This window comes from Paenibacillus sp. S150 (assembly GCF_019352175.1).
Classification (GTDB): domain Bacteria; phylum Bacillota; class Bacilli; order Paenibacillales; family Paenibacillaceae; genus Paenibacillus_AQ.
Genome location: NZ_JACBYI010000047.1, coordinates 38,330 through 59,320, shown reverse-complemented (window position 1 = coordinate 59,320; position 20,991 = coordinate 38,330). Strand labels below are relative to the sequence as shown.

Genomic DNA, 20,991 nt, shown 5'->3' with positions numbered 1-20,991 from the left:
AGAAATGCCGTTAATGGGGCCCCGCGGTCGGAGCTAGGCGGAAATAACGGCAGAAATGCCGTTAATGGAGTCCCGCAGGCGGAGCTAGGCGGAAATAACGGCAGAAATGCCGTTAATGGGGCCCCGCAGGCGGGGCTAGGCGTGAATAACGGCAGAAATGCCGTTAATGGAGTCCCGCAGGCGGAGCTAGGCGGAAATAACGGCAGAAATGCCGTTAATGGGGCCCCGCAGGCGGGGCTAGGCGTGAATAACGGCAGAAATGCCGTTGTCACGCCGTGCTCCAAAGTGTTTCTTCATATTTCTAGCTGTATAGCTGCGAGGGTTCCCTCATATACATAGAACAGCAGCCAAACAGGGATGAAGGGCGGGTAATGGGATGGAGCAGCAGTGGAAAAAAAGTCTCTACGTATATGCGGATCAAGTGAATAAGGGGCGGGTGGCGCCGGGGATCGAGCAGCAGCGCAGTACGGTCAGGGACCCGCGGTTCCTGATGGAGCACGGCGAGCGCTCCCGGCGTCTGGCGCATTGGTACCAGGGGCGGGGAATTACGCCGCTGCGGTCGGAGACCGGTGTCCGCACGCTGCGGACCGTGCGGCAGAACCCGTCCGAGGTGGTAGCGGATGTGGCGCTGCACAGTGCGCTGTACTATGAGAAGGGCGGTATCACCCACCGTGAGGATGTCATTGAATCAGAGCGTCTGACTTTTGTGCGAGAGGGCGATGCCTGGGAAATTGCCACTGTGGAACGCAGTGTGCCGGAGCGGAATTCGGTGCGCAAGGTGGTGGGGGCGGAACCGGCGCTGCGGCTGTCCAAATGGGGCGAGGTGCTTCCGCTTCCGCAGCCTTCGCAGCCGCTGCTTAACCGGAATATTCTGCGCGGCATGACAGGGAGCAAGGAGGTGCGGTACCGCCGGGAAGAGGCGGCAGCCTATGCCGACAGGTGGTGGAAGGACGGCAATCCGGAGTTCGAGGTCTTTGATGTGGACTGCACCAATTATGTCTCCCAATGTCTCTTTGCAGGGGGAGCGCCTATCAACTATACTGGTAAAAGAGAAACGGGCTGGTGGTACAAAGGCTACAATGGCGCACAGGAATGGTGGAGCTTCAGCTGGTCAGTGTCGGACAGTCTGCAGCGCTATCTGAGCGCAGGACGGAGCAGCGGACTTCGTGCCGAGGCGGTGGAACGGGCGGATCAACTGATGCTCGGGGACATTATCCAATATGATTGGGACGGCAACGGCCATTATCAGCACAGCACGATCGTGACCGCTTTTGACGCGGCGGGCCTGCCGCTCGTGAATGCGCGAACGGTCAGCAGCAGGCACCGTTTCTGGGATTACCGTGATTCCTATGCATGGACCGACAGAACGGCTTACCGTTTTTTTCATATTAACGACTACTTATAAATCAGAAAGAGGTTAGGGTATGGGGGACGTAAAATTAACCGTAGGACTGGTGTACGGCGGCAAATCCGGAGAGCACGAGGTATCGCTGCAGACGGCATTTGCGGTTATGAACGCTTTTGACTACGCTAAATATGAGATTATTCCTTTTTATATTTCGAAGCAGGGAATCTGGAAGGTCGGAGCGGTGCTGGATGCCCCTTTCGGCACCATTGACCAGCTGAAGCTGGGCGGAGAAGCCGGAGATATGGGCACGGCGCTGAACGCGGTATTCAGCGGACTGGCCGGCGGGGATCAGCTGATAGATGTGATGTTCCCGCTGCTGCATGGCACCAACGGAGAAGACGGAACGATTCAGGGCCTGTTCGAAATGGCTAATATCCCTTATATCGGCGCGGGCGTGCTGGCTTCATCGGCTGGGATGGATAAGGTAGTGATGAAGAAGCTGTTCGGGGAAGCCGGGCTGGATCAATGCGAATACTGCTATTTCAATATCAGCGCCTGGAAACGCCAAAGCCACGAGTTGATCTTCGGCCTGGAGGATAAGCTGGGTTATCCGGTATTCGTCAAGCCGGCCAATCTGGGCTCCAGTGTGGGTATTTCCAAAGCGGTTGACAAGGAGAGCCTGATCAAGGCAGTGGAGCTTGCATTCCGGTATGATACCAAAGTTATTATTGAGGAATTTGTCGATGCGCGCGAGGTCGAGGTCAGCGTGCTTGGCAATGAGGAGCCCGAGGCTTCGGTTCCGGGTGAAATCGTCTCTTCCGGAGAATATTATGATTACGCGGCAAAATACACCGACGGCAAATCGCAGATGCTGATTCCGGCACCTGTGGACCCTGAGGTTGCTGACCGTCTGCGCGAGTCGGCCATTCAAGCCTTCCGGGCGATTGAGGGCAGCGGCATTACCCGGGCTGACTTCTTCCTGCGCAAATCCGACGGCAAGATCCTCATTAATGAAGTGAACACGATGCCGGGCTTCACGCCGTTCAGCATGTATCCGCTCCTGTGGCGCGAGACGGGGGTCTCCTATCAGGCACTGCTGGACCGGATGATTGAGCTGGCGCTGGAGCGTTACCGCTTCAAGCAGAATTTGAAGTACGACAGCGAATAATATTTTGCAAGCGGCGGGATCATTCCGGCCGGGAAGGAGAGGGAAACCATGGGATTTCAATCCGAATTCAATTCCGTCTGCAAGTTCAAGAACGAACAGGAGCTGTACGAACTGCTGGAATACGGCCGCACCAAAATGGTCAAGCAGGGCTTCCGTGTGTATCCGACCGGCCAGAAGGTCATCGCCTACACACCGGAGAATGTGGCCGTAGCCATTGTCAAAATTTCTGCGTCCATTGCGGAAATCAATTTTCAGGGCAATGAGGTTACAGCCGTTGAGATGGATCTGGTGCGCAAGCTGAACGAGGAAGAATCACGGGTGCAGACGGCGCTGGCCTATGAAATGTTTTTTGGGGAAGAGAGATGATTGTCCGCTTTGGCTATGTAGCCATGTCTACGGTTATCCAGGACTGTTCACCCTCCAAGACCATGACCATGGCAAGCTTCAATAAGCTGAATGACCGTGAAGCCGGACTTCGGCGGCTGGAAGCTATCGCCCGTGGCAATCTTCACAACACGCTGCGTCTTCTTAAGCATAATGTCGGCTCTGAGATCAAGGTATACCGCATGACCTCCAAGCTGATTCCGCTGGCGACGCATCCTGATCTGCAGGACTGGAGACCCTTTGCCGCATTGGCCGCGGATTTTGCCGAAGTGGGCAGCTATGTCATGAGGCATGGGCTGCGGGTTTCCTTTCATCCCGACCACTTTACAGTACTGAGCACCCCCCGGCCTGAAGTGCTGGCCAGCTCAATCCGCGATTTGCAGCATCATGCGGATATGCTGAAGGCCATGGGCCTGCCGGCAACCGCCAAGAACAACATTCATATCGGCGGAGCTTACGGGGACAAGCCTGTGGCGGCTGTGCGATTTCTGGAGCATTTTGCCGCATTGCCGCTGGAGCTGCAGGAGCGGATGACGCTGGAGAATGATGACAAGACCTTCACCGCGCCGGAGACCCTTGAGGTCAGCCGGAGACTGGGGCTGCCGATGGTGCTGGATATCCATCACCAGTGGGTGAATAATGAAGGTGAACTTCCCTGGGAGCTATGGCCGGAGATCCGGAAGACCTGGCAGACACCGCTGGCGCTGAAGGATGTCCTGCCAGGTGAAACTCTGCCTCCGAAGATTCATGTCTCCAGCCCGCGCAGCCCGTCTGATCCGCGCAGTCATGCTGAAGGAGTGGAGCCCGCGCCGCTGCTGGCTTTTCTTAAGCGAATTGCTGCGGATACGCCGGCCGTGGACGCGATGATCGAAGCCAAGGCGAAGGACGGGGCGCTGTTTGGCCTGATGGAAGCGCTGAAGGAGCTCGCGGAAGCCGGGAATGGAATAACGGTATTAGACGGAGCCAGCGTCAATATTGAACCATAAACCCCGAATAACCGGGCGATAGAGGCCGGAAATGGGCAAAGGCATGACTTGATAAGTAGATCGAAATAGGGTACGTTGAATGAAACTTTAGCAAAAACAAGGCCGGCGCTCCGGGCAGCACCTGGTCTGGCTGATTGAACGGATGTCGCATAAGCCGAAAGAGCGCACCTTGTCTTTACATATGGGAACGATCATGACCAAGAAAGCGGAGTGAAGATATGAATCCTACAAATCCTGATAACCGGAAGGACCGTGAGCCTTACGTTGTTACCAGTAAGGGGCATACAGCGGCGGCCATTAATGCTGCGGCCAAAGCTGGGGAATGGATCAAGAACAGACAAGGACATGTGAAGGAATTGGGCAGCAAGACATCGGCCCAGGACCTGGTTACAGAGGTTGACAAGGGTGTGGAACAGATGATCCGCCGGCTGATCCTGACCCACTATCCCGATCATGCCATTCTGGGGGAAGAAAGCGTTCTGCCTGGAGCGGATGCTTTGACCGCTGCCCTGGAAGAAGGACGGAAGCATGAGTATTTATGGATTGTTGATCCGATTGACGGGACTACCAATTTTGTACACGGCTTCCCTTTTTATTGTGTTTCCATAGCCCTGGTAGTCAAGGGTGAACTGACAGTTGGTGTTATCTATGACCCTATCCGTGATGAGATGTTCGTCGCCGAGAAGGGTAAAGGCGCTTATATGCACGGAATCCCTACTTCCGTTTCTGCTGAAGCGGACCCCGGAAGCAGTCTGCTGGCGATGGGCTTTCCGCCCGACCGTACCTTTGCCCAACCGGCGAACATGGCCGGGCTGCAGAAGATTCTGCCGCAAATCCGCGGTGTCCGTGCCGGCGGCTCTGCCGCCCTGCATTTGGCATATGTGGCTGCAGGCCGTGTGGACGGTTATTGGGAGGTTGGCCTGAGCCCGTGGGATTGCGCGGCAGGGGTGCTGCTGGTGCTGGAATCCGGCGGCAAGGTGACGGACACCCTGGGCAATCCCTATGACATCGGAACCCGTCATTTGGTGGCAAGCAACGGACAAATCCATGATTTTCTGTTGGCTTCGCTGGGCGAAGCTGAAGCAACGGGATTTAAGAAGTAAGGAGGCAGCGAAGAGCATGAGCGATAAAGATGATCTGGAGCGCAAGCTGAGCGAGCTGCTGGAGGACGGCGAGATGGAAGACATTGACCGGACCGCCAAGGAAATCCGCCAAATTTCGCCCAAGTACGAAATTCGTATTCAGACCACGCTGGATCCGATTGTGGAAGAAACGCTGCGTTACCGCAAAATTGGCCATGAGCTTGATGACCGATATGATAAATATCTGAAGCGGGCGGAGAAAAGTCGTAATACGGAAGAAACCGATGACCTTAAGCAATAATTCGTTTCATTATCAGGAGCGGCCTCCGAATTCTCGGGAAGCCGCTCTTTTGCATAGGCGGGCTGGATGATAGAATGGAATTATACCAATTTGGGAGGGATACGATGCAGAGCGCATGGAAGAAAATGTTCGCAGCCGGAACAAGCAGCCTGCTGCTGTTCACCTTATTAATCAGCGGAGGTGCCGGCCCGGTTAATACAGCGGAAGCCGCCGCAACAACGCAAGTCCCGGAGCCGGATGTATTCCGCATCGTAGCGATTGGGGATTCCATTACCGTCGGCTATGAGCCGGGAATGACCGATCCGAATGTGAAGCCCTACGGATATGCGGAGCGGCTGCTGGAGCAAGGGTGGTATCACGGCAGGAGCGCTCTTGGCAACTATGGAATTCTGGGCCTTACTACAGCAGGGTTGCTGAATTATACGGCAGCGATTAAGGACGGGGCAGTTATAGCTGCCGATGGAATTCAGGCCGGACTTCCCGATCCGCGGATTAACCAGTTGGCCGCGCTTACTCCGCAGATCAAGACGGAGCTTGGCGAAGCAGACTTGATCACGCTGACAATCGGCGGAAATGACGTCAGCAGCCTGCTGCTTACAGCCAAGGATCTGACGGAGGATGCCTTCAAGGCCGAGCTGGATCAGCTCTTGGCAAGCTACAGCAGCAATGTTAAGACAGCACTGGAGAATATTAGGGCGGTGAATCCGCAGGCAACCATTCTGCTGGCCGACCAGTATCAGCCCGCTCCCAAGATTGCCGTCAGCAGTTCATATGTCAAGCTGATGAGCGCTGCGCAGCAGTTCACCGCAACGGCGGAGGGTGTGGCAGCGGGCCTGAATCAGCCGGGGGCTCCGGTCAAGGTAGCCCATGTGGCGGAGAAGTTCGCGGGTGTGGAGGGATCGCTGACTCATATCATCGGCGCAGGGGCAGCGGATTACCATCCGACCCAGCTCGGATATGAAACCATCGCCCGGGTGTTTGCGGAAACGTATTGGGGAGAATACCGCACTCCATCCGTATCGGCTTGGACAGCCGCATCCGCACCCATGTCAATTGTAGTGAAGGGAGTGGAGCTTAACACGCCGAATAAGCCGATTCTGAAGAACGGCCAGAATTTCCTGGCGCTGAAGGATATTCTGAATGCTGTAGGCGCCACCGGGAAATGGGACAATAAAACCCAGAGTGCTACGATTGTATACGGCGGCAGAACAGTTGTCATTACGATTGGCTCCAAGACAATCATGGTGGACGGAACGGCAGTGGCTATTGATAACCCGGCGTTTTTGCAAAAGGTCGGCAAGGAGGATAAAACCTACCTGCCGCTTGCCGCGCTGGCCACCGGCCTTGGCTTCGAGGTGAATTACAGCAGCAAGCTGCGGACGGCTTTCATAAATCCATAGACGCGCATAAGCTAAGATATAATTAAATTCAGCCCGTATGGCATAAAGGTGGATGAATGTTGTTGTCTAGTGCAAAATATAATGCGGAATATATCATTACAATGGATGATATTGTACGTGAGGGCGAGGCCGTGCTGCGCACCGTAGCAGAGCCGGTGGGGCTGCCCCTGCAGGCCAGGGATCAAGAGACACTGCAGTGCATGATGCAGTTTTTGAAGAACAGCCAGGACCCGGAGCTTTCCGCCAAATACAAGCTGCGCTCCGGTGTAGGGCTGTCGGCGAACCAGATTGGACTGTCACTGCGGATGTTCGTGATGTACCTGATGGATGAGAAGGGCAATATTGTGGAGCATGCCTGGGTGAATCCCAAGATTATCAGCCATTCGGTAGCGATGGTGTATTTGCCGGAAGGCGAGGGCTGCTTGTCCGTTGACCGCCCGGTGCATGGCTTTGTGCCGAGATACAATTCCGTGAAGGTGAAGGGCTATGATATCAGCGGCAAGGAGGTCGTCATGAAGTTCAAGGGCTACCAGGCTATTGTGGTGCAGCATGAAATCGACCATCTGGACGGGATTATGTTCTACGACCGGATTAATAAAGAGAATCCTTTTAAGCTCCCCCAAGGCATTGAGGTCCACAGTCTTTACGATCAGAAAGACAAATGAACCTGATGCGCTTGCTTAAGCCGCTGTCCTCCGGATGGCGGTTTTTAAAAATATATAGAATTTATATGCTTTACGCTATATACTATCTTATTTCTCGCTGAAACACGCCGTCCTCTAAAAGGCGGCGAAACCGTTCCCACTTGTTGTTACAGGAAATTAGGAAATTCTTTTTTCCGGGGATAAATTGTATATAAAGTTGGATATAAATTGAAATGCGTGGTAGCCGGGCTGAGCTTGTGGATTGTGCTTTGCAGGGGGAATATCGAAATTAGAGTGCTAACCGAGATCACGATGGCAGGGAAGTGGAGTAAAATGAAGTGAAGTGGAATGAGGTAACCTAAACGGACATTAAAGCTTCCGGTATAGGGAATGTGGGAAAGAGTAGATTTAATTTCAGTGTATCCCTGAGTGGGGAGAATGAAGATTGAGCTTGAAAATAACTGCGCCGCAGACGGTTACGCTTGAAGCCCGTTTCCAGAAATATACAGAATCATGCTGCCGGCCACGGGAGAACTCTAATCATATTTTTGCTGCTGAACATGTCCCGGCCTGTATTTTTTACAGTTAGAAAGGCTTGCAAATCTGTGTTTTTAAAGGTGGATTGTATGCTGTACTGTAAAAGATGCTGGATAACCGCCTATAACACGATAACAACACTTAGCTCAATGAAAAACGGTGCCGCACACTAAGAATACAATTCCAGCTATAGAGCAAAATGATGTAAAGTTACCAGCTGCAGTAAAACAGGCAGGCACAAGGAGAGTATATGGAGAGTAATGCCAATGCACTGACGGTTATTTTTATCATACTGGCGCTTGTAATTATCGGAGTGTTCTTTTACAGAATTCGAAAAGGCACATTCCGTGAGCACCTGATGGCAGAGGCGGCAATTGCCATAAGCTTTGTTGTCGTATCCATTGCCGCTGCCGATATGGCATTTGCTGTGCGGATACTTGCACCTGCGGCGGTTGCCGCGATGTTCGAGTACGGGCGCAGGAAAAGCGGCTGAGGCCGTAACATTAACTAGCGGGAGGCATTAGCGATGGGCTGGAGCAGAGTTCCCATAAGGGGGATGCAGAACGGGTACAATGATGAAGCGAAGCGGATTGACGAGCAAATTCTGAGGCTGTTCCGGGAGCGAAAGGCCGCTTCAGGAGGCAAGGGGCTATTTCCTGATATGGAGACGATAGAGAAGTGGGCCTCTGAGCTTGAACTGGAGGTTGCCGAGATCACATTTATTCTGAGCAACCTAAATGAGGCACGGCCAAGACGGCATATCTGGGAAGAACCCGGTATCCTGCTTGGCGTACTGCCGATTATGAAAACAACGCTGGAAGGCGATGCCGAATACACCCTGACCCATGCCATGCAGTATGAGAAGCTTAGCATAGTTACGCTTGAGATTAAATATTTGAAAGAGACAGTGGGACATGTCCATCTGGACCCCCGGCTCACCCTCTCGGTTCTGGGAGCTGCGGAATACGAGGTTGATAGCCACAGTGGAAATGGCGGAGGCGCGCATCTTAATCTGCAGTTTAGAGTTGCCCCTCCCCTTCCGCAGGATATCGGTTCTATCCAGCTTTCACTAGTGCCGGGGAGCAGCAGATTTATAGGCCCCAGATATGAAGAGGTAGTGCTCGAGCAGCCGGTTGCCTTCGAATAAGCGGGTTCCGGCAAGAAATATAAGCACTCTATAGGCATAAAATAACCCGCTGCAGATTGCCGCAGCAGGTTCGGATTAGGGCACAGAGCTTATTTCTCCGCGGCCATGGCCTGGAAGGAAGCTTCCGCCGCTAGCAGCGTGGCGTCAATATCGGCATCGGTATGCGCGGTGGTCAGGAACCAGGCTTCATACTTGGACGGGGCCAGATTGATGCCGCGGTTCAGCATGTGGCGGAAGAAGCTGGCGAACAGCTCGCCGTCCGTATCCTGCGCTTCATCATAATTGGTCACCGGATGATTGCAGAAATGGGTGGAGAACGCGCCGCGGACCCGGTTGATGGTCAGCGGGATGCCATGGCGGTCAGCGGAGGCCTGCAGCCCTTCGGTCAGGCGGACCGCCAGCCGCTCCAGCTCGTCGTAGACGCCTTCGGCGCTCAGCACTTCCAGGCAGGCGATGCCTGCGGAGATGGAGGCAGGATTACCCGCCATGGTACCGGCCTGGTAGGCCGGGCCGAGCGGAGCGACCTGCTCCATCACATGCTTGCGGCCGCCGTAAGCGCCGATCGGCAAGCCGCCTCCGATGATTTTGCCGAGTGCGGTCAGGTCGGGGATAATGTCCTCGTGATTATCGAGGCCCGCGTAGGTTTGTGTAGAGCCGTAATGGAAACGGAAGGCGGTGATGACCTCATCGTAAATGACGAGTGAGCCGTTGCCGTGAGCCAGCTTGCAGAGCCCTTCAAGAAAGCCCGGCCGGGGCATAACCATGCCGAAGTTGCCGACAATTGGCTCTACCATTACAGCGGCGACATCCTCGCCCCATTTGTCCAGCGCTTCACGCAGCGCGGCCAGATCATTGAAGGGAACTGTAATTACTTCCCGGGCGATGCTGGCAGGTACACCGGCACTGTCCGGTATGCCGAGAGTGGATGGACCCGAGCCTGCGGCTACCAGCACCAGGTCGGAATGGCCGTGATAGCAGCCGGCGAATTTGATGATCTTGCTGCGCTTCGTATATGCGCGGGCTACCCGGATCGTGGTCATAACGGCTTCAGTGCCGGAGTTGACGAAGCGTACTTTATCCATCGAAGGGATAGCCTCTTTCAGCATCCTGGCCAGCTTGATTTCAAGCTGTGTCGGTGTACCGTACAGCAGTCCGTTCTCAGCCGCCTTTGTAATCGCTGCTGTAATATGGGGATGGGCGTGGCCGGTAATGATCGGCCCGTAGGCAGCCAGATAATCTATGTATTCATTGCCGTCTTCATCCCAGAAGCGGGAGCCTCCGGCGCGTTTCATGAAGACAGGAGCGCCGCCGCCCACGGCTTTGAAGGAACGCGAGGGGCTGTTGACGCCTCCAACTATATGCTGCAGGGCTTCCTCATATAAATGCTCAGATGTGGTACGGTTCATAGTTAATCATCCTTTCAGGGTAGTGGCACAGGGAAAGGGCGAACCGCCGGATTCATCCGCTGTTCGCCCGCCGGAGTGCCAAGCATAGGTTTATTATAGAAGTGCGCCCGCTGAAGCGGATGCGTCCCTGGTTGGGAGCAGCCAAGACGCTTCTTCCAAGGAAATGAAATGGCGGCCTGTTTAATTATTCCCGGCACTGGCGGAAGGACTGCTGCCGGAAGAAGTTTCCGGTGATGGGGAAGGCTCGGGACCAGCCAGCGTATTCTGAACGAACTGCTTCAGCTTGTCCTCACTGCTGATGCCAATTACGGCAGAACCGCCGCCTGTCGTCTCTTCGGTGAGCAGATTCATCGGCGGAATCTGCTCGCTGCCGCCCATGGTGCTGTCATAGCCGACAGTGGCCAGCTTCCACATATCATTGATATCCAGGTTGGTATCGATATAAGGGGTAACCTGGGACAGGATCGCAGGCAGCTTAATAATGGAAGTAGTGCTGATCACCTTGTCCGCTACGGCCTTAAGGAAGCCGCGCTGGCGTTCCGTCCGGGTGAAGTCGGAGGTGGCATCGTGACGGAAACGCACATATTGCAGCGCCATGCTGCCGTCGAGATGCTGGAAGCCTTTTTTGAGATCAATGTCGTATTCCGGCCCGTCGGCCTTCGTCTTGTAGACCATATCCTTCTCGACCTCGTAATCGACGCCGCCGACGGCATCCACCAGCTTGATGAAGCCCTGGAAGTCGGTATAGACATAATATTGAATCGGAATGCCGAGCAGGTCGCTGACCGTCTGCATTGCCGTGTTGGGTCCGTGGGTAATCGCTGTATTGATACGTTCTTTGCCATACTCGGGAATAGCTACGTAGGTATCACGGAGAATAGAGAACACATAGAACTTCTTCTTGACCGGGTCAAGAGAGGCGACCAGCATCGTATCGGAGCGTGGAACTTCGCCCTTCGTCACCCCGCGCGCATCGACACCCATAAGCAGGATATTAACCGGCTCTGTGCCTTCCCACTCAGGAGGCTGAACGCTTTCGGCTGAAGGAGAAGGGAGTGCTGCAAACGGTGAATCTTCTCCAGTCTTGTGGAGATTGTCCAACTGGCTGTAGATGGCGGTGAAATAATAAACAGCTCCGCCGGTAATCAGGAGAAGTAGGATTGCCAGAGTCCAGAGCAGCGGTTTCTTCTTGGATTTACCGGCTTTTGCGTGCCGTTTCTTTCTTGGTGGCATTTCGTTCTTCCTTTCGCATTCACATTCTCTACATTATAATTTCTTTTAGGAATACAAGCAATTTCAGAATATACATCCATATAATTAAGGAGCGGACTAAATGAACGAACTCAAGATCGGACAAGAAGTGCCGGATTTCACCCTTCCTGCTTCTACAGGACAGAATATCAGCTTAAGCGACTACCGGGGCCGCAAGGTAGTGCTGTATTTTTATCCGAAGAATATGACGCCCGCCTGCACGCAGGAGGCTTGTGAATTTCGTGATGCCGGGGACCCGATTGCCCGGGGAAATGCAGTGCTGCTGGGAATCAGCCCGGATAGCCTGGCTTCGCATGCGAAGTTCATAGCCAAGAACAGTCTGCCTTTTCCGCTGCTGTCCGATGAGGAGCATGCCGTAAGTGAATTATTCGGAGTCTGGCAGCTCAAAAAGCTGTATGGCAAGGAATTCATGGGCATTGTACGCTCCACCTTTCTTATAGATGAGCAGGGCATCCTGGTCAAAGAATGGAGAAAAGTCCGGGTGAAGGGCCATGTCGAAGCCGTATTGGGAGAAATCATGAAATAATTAAGTATGATAGTTGTTAATTGCAATTGTCTGTTACATTTTTAACAGCTTTAATAAGGCGCTCTCATGATATAGTTGCCTCATATTACTTCAAATTTGGAGCAAGGCTTGGTGATAATGGCATGATGATGCTGCGTATTGGGCTGGACGTCGGATCAACTACGGCCAAATTGGTTGTTATGGAACGTGAAACGGTTGTATATCAGGATTATGTGAGACATTTTAGCGATATAAAAAAAGCTGCACTGTCCCTTCTGTCCGATGTGCGGGACAGGTTTCCGAATAGCGAGGCAGCTCTGACTGTGAGCGGCTCCTCTGGTTTGTCCCTCTCGAAGCTTGGCGAAGTCCCTTTTGTTCAGGAAGTCATTGCCTGCACCAAGGCGATCAGCGAGCTGATTCCGCAGTGCGATACGGCGATTGAACTGGGCGGCGAGGACGCCAAGATTATCTATCTCAGCGGCGGCATCGAGCAGCGGATGAACACAGCCTGCGCAGGCGGCACGGGAGCGTTCATCGATCAGATGGCTTCCCTGCTGCAGACAGATCCGGCGGGTCTGAATGCCCTGGCTGAACAACATGAGCGGATCTATCCCATCGCATCCCGGTGCGGTGTGTTTGCCAAAAGTGATGTGCAGCCGCTGCTTAATGAAGGCGCCCGCCGGGAGGATGTGGCGGCCTCGATTTTTCAGAGCATTGTCAACCAGACGATCAGCGGACTGGCCTGCGGCCGCCCGATCCGGGGGCGGGTAGCCTTCCTGGGGGGACCGCTGACCTTCCTGCCCGCGCTGCGGCAGCGTTTTGCGGAGACGCTTGGACTGAACGAAGGCGATGTGCTGTTTCCGGAGCGTTCACAGTATTTTGTCGCCATCGGTTCTGCATTGTCGCAGACTGATCCGCTGGTTCTGCCCCTGTCCGGCTGGATGGCCCGGCTGGATGCCGTGGATTTCTCTGCCGACCGGGCCGAGGATGCCGAGCTGCAGCCGCTGTTCGCAGCGCCGGAGGATCTGAAGCAGTTCCGGCTCCGCCACGGCCGGGCGGCAGCGCCGCGTTCTGAACTGGATACGTACCGCGGTCCCTGTTATCTGGGAATTGATGCCGGATCTACTACAACCAAGCTGGTCATTACCGGCTCCTCGGACGAAATCCTTTATACCTTTTATGGAAGCAACAAAGGCAATCCGCTGCAGTCCGTCAGCGATGCCCTGAAGGAGATTTACCGGATTTTGCCGGAAGGCTGCCATATTGCCGGTGCGTATGCAACCGGTTATGGCGAAGGGCTGGTCAAAGCGGCGCTTCGTACCGACGGGGGCGAAGTGGAGACCGTAGCCCATTACAAGGCAGCCTCCAAGTTCATGCCGGAGGTCGATTTCATTCTTGATATCGGCGGACAGGATATGAAATGCATCAAGATCCGCGGAGGCGCCATCGACAGCCTGATGCTGAACGAAGCCTGCTCGGCGGGCTGCGGTTCCTTCCTGGAGAGCTTTGCGTCCGCGCTGGAGCTGGACATCGTTGAATTTGCCGCAGCGGCCCTGGAATCAAGAGAGCCGGTGAATCTGGGCTCGCGCTGCACGGTCTTTATGAATTCCAAAGTGAAGCAGGTTCAGAAGGAAGGCGCCTCTCTGGCCGATCTGTCGGCCGGGCTGGCTTATTCCGTGATCAAGAATGCGCTGCAGAAGGTCATCAAGATCCGCAATCCCGAGGATCTGGGCCGCAATATCATTGTGCAGGGCGGCACGTTCTATAATGAAGCCGTGCTCCGCGCCTTCGAGCTGCTGACCGGAAGAACTGTAGTCAGACCGGATATCGCCGGCGTAATGGGCGCCTATGGCTGTGCGCTGATTGCCAGAGAGCATGCCGGCCTTGACGGATTCAGCACGCTGCTCGGGCCGGAAGAACTGGAAGCCTTCAAATATGAGGTGTCACCGGGCCGCTGCGGCCGCTGCGCCAATAACTGCGCGCTGACGATCAGCCGTTTCCCTGACAAGAGCTTCCATGTTACGGGCAACCGCTGCGAACGCGGGGCCGGAACCAAAAAAGAGAAGAATAACCTGCCAAACCTGATGCAGTATAAATATGAACGTTTCTTTGATTATGAGGGGCTGCCTGAGGAACAGGCGGAGCGGGGCACGGTCGGCATTCCGCGGACCATGAACATGTTCGAGAACTATCCGTTCTGGCACACCTTCTTCACCGCACTGCGCTACCGGACCGTGTTGTCGCCGAAGTCCAGCAAGAAGCTCTACGAGAGCGGAATGGATACGATTCCATCGGAATCCATCTGCTACCCGGCGAAGATGGCTCATGGACATGTGCAGAGCCTGCTCGGCAAGGGCGTGGATTTCATTTTTTATCCGGCAGTGGTGTATGAGAAGAAGGAGGACGACGCGGCGCAGAACCATTTCAATTGCCCGGTGGTGGCCTCCTATCCTGAAGTGATCCGCAATAATATGGATGGACTGAAAGAGAAGGGCATTCCGCTCGTCAGCCCGTTCCTGACCTTCGATGATATTCCGGCGCTGACCAGAGTTCTGGTGAAGACCTTCATGGATATCCCTAAGGAAGAGATTGCCGCTGCTGTGCAGACGGGGCTGGCCGAAGCCGACCGCGCCAAAGATGATCTGCGGAACAAAGGGGAAGAGACGCTGGAATTTCTTACCCATAGCGGCACCAAAGGAATTCTGCTCTGCGGCCATCCCTATCATGCCGACCCTGAGATCAACCACGGCATTGCTGAAATGATTACGGGCATGGGCCTGGCTGTGCTGACCGAGGATTCGGTCTGCCATCTGGACCGCAGTGAGGGGGATGTGGGGGTAGTCAACCAGTGGACCTATCACGCCCGGATGTACCGTGCGGCCCGTCTGGCCGCCAGCAGAAATGATCTGGAGCTGGTGCAGCTCACCTCCTTCGGCTGCGGCATTGATGCCATTACTTGCGATGCCGTTCAGGAAATTATGGAGCGCAACAACAAGGTGTACACCTTGATCAAGATTGATGAGATCAGCAATCTGGGTGCGGCTCGCATCCGGCTGCGGTCGCTGCTCGCGGCCATGCGCGAGCGGGAGAAGGGGGAAGTGGAGCCTCAGATTCTGTATAAGAAACAGGCCAATGTGCCGTTTACGAAGGAAATGAAGGAAACCTATACCATTCTGGCTCCGCAAATGTCGCCGATCCATTTCGAGCTGTTCGAACGGGTCTTCCGTGATGCCGGATACCGGCTCAAAATTCTGGAAAGCACCGGACCGAAGGAAACGGAGGAAGGTCTCAGATATGTGAACAATGACGCCTGCTATCCGGCAATTGTCACGATTGGGCAAATGCTGTCGGCGCTTAAGAGCGGAGATTACGATCCGGACCGGACTGCTGTGATCATGTCACAAACGGGAGGAGGCTGCCGGGCCACCAATTACATTTCACTGCTGCGCAAGGCGCTGAAGGATTCCGATCTGGGGCAGATTCCGGTGATTTCGCTGAATGCCTCGGGAATGGAGAACCAGCCTGGCTTCCGCATCAGCCTGAAGCTGGCTAACCGGCTGATTGCGGCAGCTTGCTACGGTGATCTGATGATGCGTCTGCTGCACCGCTTCAGACCCTATGAGGTCATTCCGGGCAGCGCACAGGCTTTGTTCCGCAAGGGAATGGATCGCTGCAAGTCCAGTCTGTCCACCTTTTCGTTCCGTGAATACAAGCGGCTGACCCGTGAGATTGTTGCCGAATTCAGCCAGCTGCCGGTGATCAAGACCGTTAAGCCGCGAGTGGGGATTGTAGGAGAAATCCTGATCAAATTCCATCCTGACGCCAACAACCACATTATTGAAATGATTGAAGCGGAGGGCGGCGAAGCGGTGATGCCGGATTTCCTGGATTTCATTTTCTATTGCGTCTACAATCCGATTTACAAAGCCGAGCAGTTCGGCAAAAGCAAAAAGCTTGGCTATATTAATCCGATGCTGATCTCCTATCTGGAAATTTACCGCAAACCCGTCAAGGTGGCGCTGGAGGAAGCCGGACTGGCCAAGGGGCGTGAGAACATCTATGGTCTCGCGGAGAAGGCCAGCCGCCTGGTCTCTGTGGGCAATCAAATGGGCGAAGGCTGGTTCCTGACGGCGGAAATGATGGATTTGCTGGACAACGGGGTCAACAATATTGCCTGCATCCAGCCTTTCGCCTGCCTGCCGAATCACATTACCGGGCGCGGAATGATTAAAGGGCTGAAGGATCTGTATCCCGGCGCCAATATTGCCGCCATAGACTATGATGCCGGCGTCAGTGTCGTGAACCAGGCCAACCGGATCAAGCTGATGATGTCCATCGCCAGCGGACTGGACAGCAGCGGTCCTCCAGCTCCCCTACAAGTAAAAACAGGCGGCAAAGTGAAGCCTGTGGCGGTGGGCAGCATCCGGAGCGGACTATAGAAAGACGCCTTTATATCCGAAGAGTGTATCCTGGGCAATCAGGGGACACTCTTTATTTTTTTGCTGCGGATAAGGTATGTAAGCTGGGGATGAGTTTAAATGCGTGGTAATCGTGCTGAACCTGCGGGTTTTAATGTTATGCAGGAGGAAGCGCAGAATTAAGGGGGGGGGGGCTAAACGGAATCGCGGGGACGGGAAAGTGAAGTGGAATTAGTGAACTTACATGGACTGAAAAGCTGCGGCAGAGGGAACAGCGGGAAAAAGTAAATTTAATTTTAGCGTATCTGCCTGTAAGAGGGCGAAACGGATGAAATAGATATCCCATTTCCCACTAACGCAGGCGAAAATGGGGATATGGTGAGAATTAGGTGCCCTTTTTCCACTTGGGCTTCCGGCCGGTTTCAGCAGACAGCTTAAACCTGAAATCCATAACGGCTACGCTGTCCGGCAAAGGACGGCATAGCCGTTTTGTTCAGATAATTTATCCTGAGTTTCGAAAGTGAATGGAACAAATCAAGATCGGACAATAGAGCTTTTTAGATGATTGTGGATACTTACTTTCGAAATTCAGGTTTATAGGTTTTGGGGGAAGCGAAGCTTACCCGTTATTTCACGGCTGCGCTGTAAATGAAAGAATGGATCGGGACTTCGGCCAAGCAAACTGCGGTATTGCGTTGGCCGCAGCGGGGAGGTAGAGGGAATCAAAGGCAGAAGTACCTTTGAATTCGCCCGAAGCCGGCTGGACGAGGGAATCAAAGGCAGAAGTGCCTTTGAATTCGCCCGAAGCTGGCTGGACGGTGGAATCAAAGGCATAAGTACCTTTGAATTCGCCCGAAGCTGGCTGGACGGTGGGATCAAAGGCAGAAGTGCCTTTGAATTCGCCCGAAGCTGGCTGGACGTTGGAATTAAAGGCAGAAGTACCTTAAAATCCGCCCGAAGCCGGCTGGACGGTGGAATCAGCGCGAAATGATTTTTCTCCTCCCCAGTGAAATGGCAGCATTCTTATATAGAGCGCCGATAGCGTCTTTCTTGTGGAGAGGGACCAGTCCTGCGAGTGTATTGTATCTGTTATTTCTGCAGCTTCAGCTTGATGCGCATAGCTTTATTCAGATGAATAAAGTTATGTCTTGTCGCAGGCATGAGCACCAGGCCGGCGATGGTTTTGCCTGCCCAATAATCGATCAGCCATTGTTCCGATTGTTGGACTGCGCCGTCTTCGGTCAGCCTGCGGATCTGTGCAGCACCGGGCTTGTTCCGGAACTGTCCGGGCTGGAGTCCGGCAATGCTCGACCGCGTCCGGGCTGCAGCAGCCTGGCGGTAGGCGCGCAAGGCTCTGATCTTAACCGCAGCACTGAACGCGGCAATGTCCTCTCCGCTCATGCCATTTCCGGAGTGAATGAAAGGAGAGCGCAGCTTACCCGCGAACTGGCCTGCATGGAGGACCTGTTCACTACCTGCGACGAGGATATTCATCGTGATGTCCTCAACCCGGGCGCAGTGCCAGATATGCCATAAGATCGAATTGATGCTGCCTGGCGTATGTACGGATAGCTGCGCATGGTTTCCTCACGCAAATCCTTCAACAGCTCTCTTCATGGGTGGGCTGATCCGGATTGGGGCAAGGTGAAGCGTACAGGCAGGCATGCAGCTTCAGGAACAGGGCTGCGGCATTAGTATGCTCTTCCGGCTTTGTAATGATGCCAGTCAGTTGCTTATGTCCGGCACCCCAGCTTTTCCGTGCTCCAAGATTCATAAGAGTTAACCGCCTTCACTTAGTTACAAGATATCTTCTAAATTATAAAGTAAATCCCAAAACTGGACGTTTTTTTGCTGTGTCTGTTTTGCGGCAGATGACCAAACTAAGATGATAAATGTGCTGCAAATATAATTTCTGAAATTTTCAGTAAGTTATTGACTAATAAATAGGTAAATAGTAAAATAGTTCGCATGCGAAGTATTATGTTTTGGAGTTCAGGGAGGTGATGGATGTTGGAGGATAAAGAGCAGCAGTTGGATGAGATCTTTTCTTCATTCCGCTGTATCATCCATAATTTTCAGCAGCTGATGTGGAAGGATGCCGAAGAACTCAACATTACATCTACCCAGTTAATGGTCTTGCGCAAATTGGCTGCATATCCCAATGTGGGGATCACGGAGCTTGCGGACCTGCTGCATTTGGGGAACAGCGCCGCTAGCGGTGTAGTTGACCGGATGGTGAAGGCCGGGCTGATAACCAGACAACGCTCGGAGAGCGACAGACGTATATTTAAGCTGGCAATGACCGAGAAAGGCCAGGAGATCAGGGAAAAAAGCAAACAGTCGCTCAGAAGCCATCTGGAGCCACTCGCGAATATTCCGGCGGAGGATGCCAAAGAACTGCTCCGGCTGCATGGCGAAATCATCAAAATTTTGGAACAAGGGAGAAAATAAAAAGCTATGAGCACAATAACTGCTAACGCTGCCGCGCCGTCCAAGACGATACGCAGAGGCCCGATCATTGCGGCCCTTCTGATCGGCGCGTTCGTGGCGCTTCTGAATCAGACACTGATGAATGTTGCGCTGCCCAAAATGATGGAGGACCTCAAGATTGCTGCCAATACGGCGCAATGGCTGACAACGGGCTTCATGCTCGTTAACGGCGTACTTATTCCAATCAGTGCCTATCTGGTGGAGAAGTTTACGACCCGTCAATTATTTACTACCGCAATGATGCTATTTTCCGTAGGAACGCTGGTTTGTGCTATAGGGACCGGGTTTGAGATGGTTATGGTCGGCAGAGTGATTCAGGCTGTCGGCGCAGGTATTCTGATGCCGCTCATGAACATTGTGTTCCTGCGCATCTTCCCGATTGAAGAGCGCGGCAAAGCGATGGGCCTTATGGCAGTCGCGATGATCTTCGCCCCGGCTGTTGGGCCTACGCTGTCCGGCTGGGTAGTTCAAAATTACTCCTGGCGGGTGCTGTTCTACATTGTTCTGCCGCTGGCCATTTTCTCAACGCTGCTTGGCATGAAGACAATGCAGAATGTCGGAAAGCTGACCTCGCCCGGACTGGATAAAATGGGTGTAGTCCTGTCCACGCTTGGTTTTGGCGGATTGCTGTATGGCTTTAGTGACGCCGGAACAGACGGCTGGAACAGCGCGACTGTATATGCCTGCCTGATTCTGGGCGTTGTCGCCTTGGCTCTGTTTGTATGGCGTGAGCTAACAACCGACAAGCCGCTGCTGGAGTTCCGTATTTTCCGGTACAATATGTATTCATTGACCACGGTAATCAACATTATCGTTACGATGGCACTGTATTCCGGTATGATCCTGCTGCCGATTTATTTGCAGACGATTCGCGGCTTTACACCGATGGAGTCGGGACTGATGCTCCTGCCGGGCGCAATCCTGATGGGCATAATGTCTCCGATCACAGGGATTATATTTGATAAAATCGGCGCAAGATGGCTGTCCGTCATCGGTCTGGTTATCACGACCGTCACCACCTGGGAGTTCAGCCAGATTACCCATACAACTACCTATACCCACCTGATTTTGACTTACACGGCGCGGATGTTCGGGATGTCCATGCTGATGATGCCAATCGTTACCGCAGGTCTGAACCAACTGCCGCAGCGTTTGGCCTCACATGGTACAGCAATGTCCAATACGCTGCGGACCGTAGGGGGAGCACTGGGTATGGCGCTGTTCGTCAGCCTGATGACCAACCGGACGAAGAGCAACATTACGGAAGCCGTGACGAGCGGGGCTGTATCGCAGACCGACAAGACGGCAATGCTCAAGCTTACGCAGGATGCAACGATCAACGGGATTACCCATGCGTTTACCGTGGCTACCTGGGTAACGGTGGTTGCCCTGGTGCTGGCGTTGTTCATCAAGAAAACCTCGCCGCAGCCTGACTTCCTGAAGACGGAAGATACAGAGCCGGTGCAGCCGCAACAGGCTAAGTCACAGCAGGCTTAAGGCAAAATGAACAGAGTTATGTTTACGATCGGGAGAGTCTGGCGGTTGCAACGGACCGTGAGGCTCTTATTTGTACTGAAAGTCCATTTTTCGAAAGCTAACGGACTCCAAGGTCCTTATTATGAGGACTTTTGCCTCACATCCACCTGCCAAAGCCATACTGCCCACTTAATTCTCGTACTCCAGGGGTGACTATTACTGTTATTAGCTGATTTCGGAGCGTTCCCTGTCACCTTAAAAACAATCTTTTCTCCCGTTTTAACTCCGTACTTCACATCCGATCACTATTTCGCCACGTCAAATAGTAGTCCCATGCCACACTGCCATTGTTGTTATACAGAACGCATTTGAACCTAAGAATCTAGTCTTAAACGCAGAAACTCCGGTTTCTTGTGTATGCCCACTT

Annotated in this window: 19 protein-coding genes; 15 read left to right on the top strand and 4 right to left on the bottom strand. The window is 53.7% G+C overall.

Annotated features, from left to right (window positions below):
- The 11 genes from HYD27_RS27555 to HYD27_RS27505 all read left to right on the top strand — a co-directional run.
- Positions 1-339, top strand: a 339-nt coding sequence (locus HYD27_RS27555) for a hypothetical protein (RefSeq protein WP_219220667.1), incomplete at its 5' end; no start/stop codon positions are given.
- Between the two features lie 37 nt (positions 340-376).
- A complete protein-coding gene (locus tag HYD27_RS27550; protein ID WP_219220664.1) occupies positions 377-1,405 on the top strand; it encodes an amidase domain-containing protein in 1,029 nt (342 codons plus the stop codon).
- Between the two features lie 19 nt (positions 1,406-1,424).
- Entirely contained in the window at positions 1,425-2,516 is a 1,092-nt protein-coding gene (locus HYD27_RS27545; RefSeq protein WP_219220661.1) for a D-alanine--D-alanine ligase, read from the top strand.
- A 48-nt stretch (positions 2,517-2,564) separates the two neighbouring features.
- On the top strand, positions 2,565-2,882 hold the full coding sequence (locus HYD27_RS27540; RefSeq protein WP_219220656.1) for a hypothetical protein: 318 nt from the start codon (positions 2,565-2,567) through the stop codon (positions 2,880-2,882).
- Positions 2,879-3,886 carry a UV DNA damage repair endonuclease UvsE gene (gene uvsE / locus HYD27_RS27535; protein ID WP_219220653.1) on the top strand — a complete coding sequence of 336 codons (1,008 nt, stop codon included), beginning with the start codon at positions 2,879-2,881 and terminating at the stop codon, positions 3,884-3,886. The genes HYD27_RS27540 and uvsE overlap by 4 nt, the downstream gene beginning before the upstream one ends.
- A gap of 218 nt (positions 3,887-4,104) precedes the next feature.
- Positions 4,105-4,989: an inositol monophosphatase family protein gene (locus HYD27_RS27530; RefSeq protein ID WP_219220651.1), complete on the top strand. Its 885-nt coding sequence runs from the start codon at positions 4,105-4,107 to the stop codon at positions 4,987-4,989.
- A 16-nt stretch (positions 4,990-5,005) separates the two neighbouring features.
- The gene (locus tag HYD27_RS27525) at positions 5,006-5,269 is read left to right on the top strand and encodes a hypothetical protein (protein ID WP_219220648.1); all 264 of its coding nucleotides are present in this window, start codon (positions 5,006-5,008) and stop codon (positions 5,267-5,269) included.
- 104 nt (positions 5,270-5,373) lie between these two features.
- Entirely contained in the window at positions 5,374-6,669 is a 1,296-nt protein-coding gene (locus HYD27_RS27520; RefSeq protein WP_219220646.1) for a stalk domain-containing protein, read from the top strand.
- A gap of 101 nt (positions 6,670-6,770) precedes the next feature.
- Complete coding sequence (gene def / locus HYD27_RS27515; RefSeq protein WP_228745381.1) at positions 6,771-7,334, top strand: peptide deformylase; 564 nt, start codon at positions 6,771-6,773, stop codon at positions 7,332-7,334.
- 766 nt (positions 7,335-8,100) lie between these two features.
- Positions 8,101-8,343, top strand: a complete 243-nt coding sequence (locus tag HYD27_RS27510; RefSeq protein WP_219220641.1) for a hypothetical protein — start codon at positions 8,101-8,103, stop codon at positions 8,341-8,343.
- A 33-nt stretch (positions 8,344-8,376) separates the two neighbouring features.
- Positions 8,377-8,997 carry a hypothetical protein gene (locus HYD27_RS27505; protein WP_219220640.1) on the top strand — a complete coding sequence of 207 codons (621 nt, stop codon included), beginning with the start codon at positions 8,377-8,379 and terminating at the stop codon, positions 8,995-8,997.
- An 89-nt stretch (positions 8,998-9,086) separates the two neighbouring features.
- Here HYD27_RS27505 and HYD27_RS27500 read toward each other — a convergent pair whose 3' ends face one another.
- The gene (locus tag HYD27_RS27500) at positions 9,087-10,403 is read right to left on the bottom strand and encodes a glutamate-1-semialdehyde 2,1-aminomutase (RefSeq protein WP_219220639.1); all 1,317 of its coding nucleotides are present in this window, start codon (positions 10,401-10,403) and stop codon (positions 9,087-9,089) included.
- A gap of 180 nt (positions 10,404-10,583) precedes the next feature.
- Positions 10,584-11,636, bottom strand: a complete 1,053-nt coding sequence (locus HYD27_RS27495) for an LCP family protein (RefSeq protein WP_219220637.1) — start codon at positions 11,634-11,636, stop codon at positions 10,584-10,586.
- A gap of 100 nt (positions 11,637-11,736) precedes the next feature.
- On the opposite strand from HYD27_RS27495, the gene bcp reads away from it, so the two are divergent.
- Both bcp and HYD27_RS27485 read left to right on the top strand, forming a co-directional pair.
- On the top strand, positions 11,737-12,201 hold the full coding sequence (gene bcp / locus HYD27_RS27490; RefSeq protein WP_219220635.1) for a thioredoxin-dependent thiol peroxidase: 465 nt from the start codon (positions 11,737-11,739) through the stop codon (positions 12,199-12,201).
- A 128-nt stretch (positions 12,202-12,329) separates the two neighbouring features.
- Positions 12,330-16,619: an acyl-CoA dehydratase activase-related protein gene (locus tag HYD27_RS27485; protein WP_309242136.1), complete on the top strand. Its 4,290-nt coding sequence runs from the start codon at positions 12,330-12,332 to the stop codon at positions 16,617-16,619.
- A gap of 1,068 nt (positions 16,620-17,687) precedes the next feature.
- Here the strand turns inward: HYD27_RS27485 and HYD27_RS27480 are convergent.
- On the bottom strand, positions 17,688-18,125 hold the full coding sequence (locus HYD27_RS27480; RefSeq protein ID WP_309242135.1) for a DinB family protein: 438 nt from the start codon (positions 18,123-18,125) through the stop codon (positions 17,688-17,690).
- A gap of 73 nt (positions 18,126-18,198) precedes the next feature.
- A complete protein-coding gene (locus HYD27_RS27475; RefSeq protein ID WP_219220633.1) occupies positions 18,199-18,372 on the bottom strand; it encodes a hypothetical protein in 174 nt (57 codons plus the stop codon).
- Positions 18,373-18,605: 233 nt separating this feature from the next.
- On the opposite strand from HYD27_RS27475, the gene HYD27_RS27470 reads away from it, so the two are divergent.
- Entirely contained in the window at positions 18,606-19,049 is a 444-nt protein-coding gene (locus tag HYD27_RS27470; protein ID WP_219220631.1) for a MarR family winged helix-turn-helix transcriptional regulator, read from the top strand.
- Positions 19,050-19,055: 6 nt separating this feature from the next.
- Positions 19,056-20,585: a DHA2 family efflux MFS transporter permease subunit gene (locus tag HYD27_RS27465; protein ID WP_219220629.1), complete on the top strand. Its 1,530-nt coding sequence runs from the start codon at positions 19,056-19,058 to the stop codon at positions 20,583-20,585.
- The last annotated feature ends 406 nt before the right edge of the window (positions 20,586-20,991 follow it).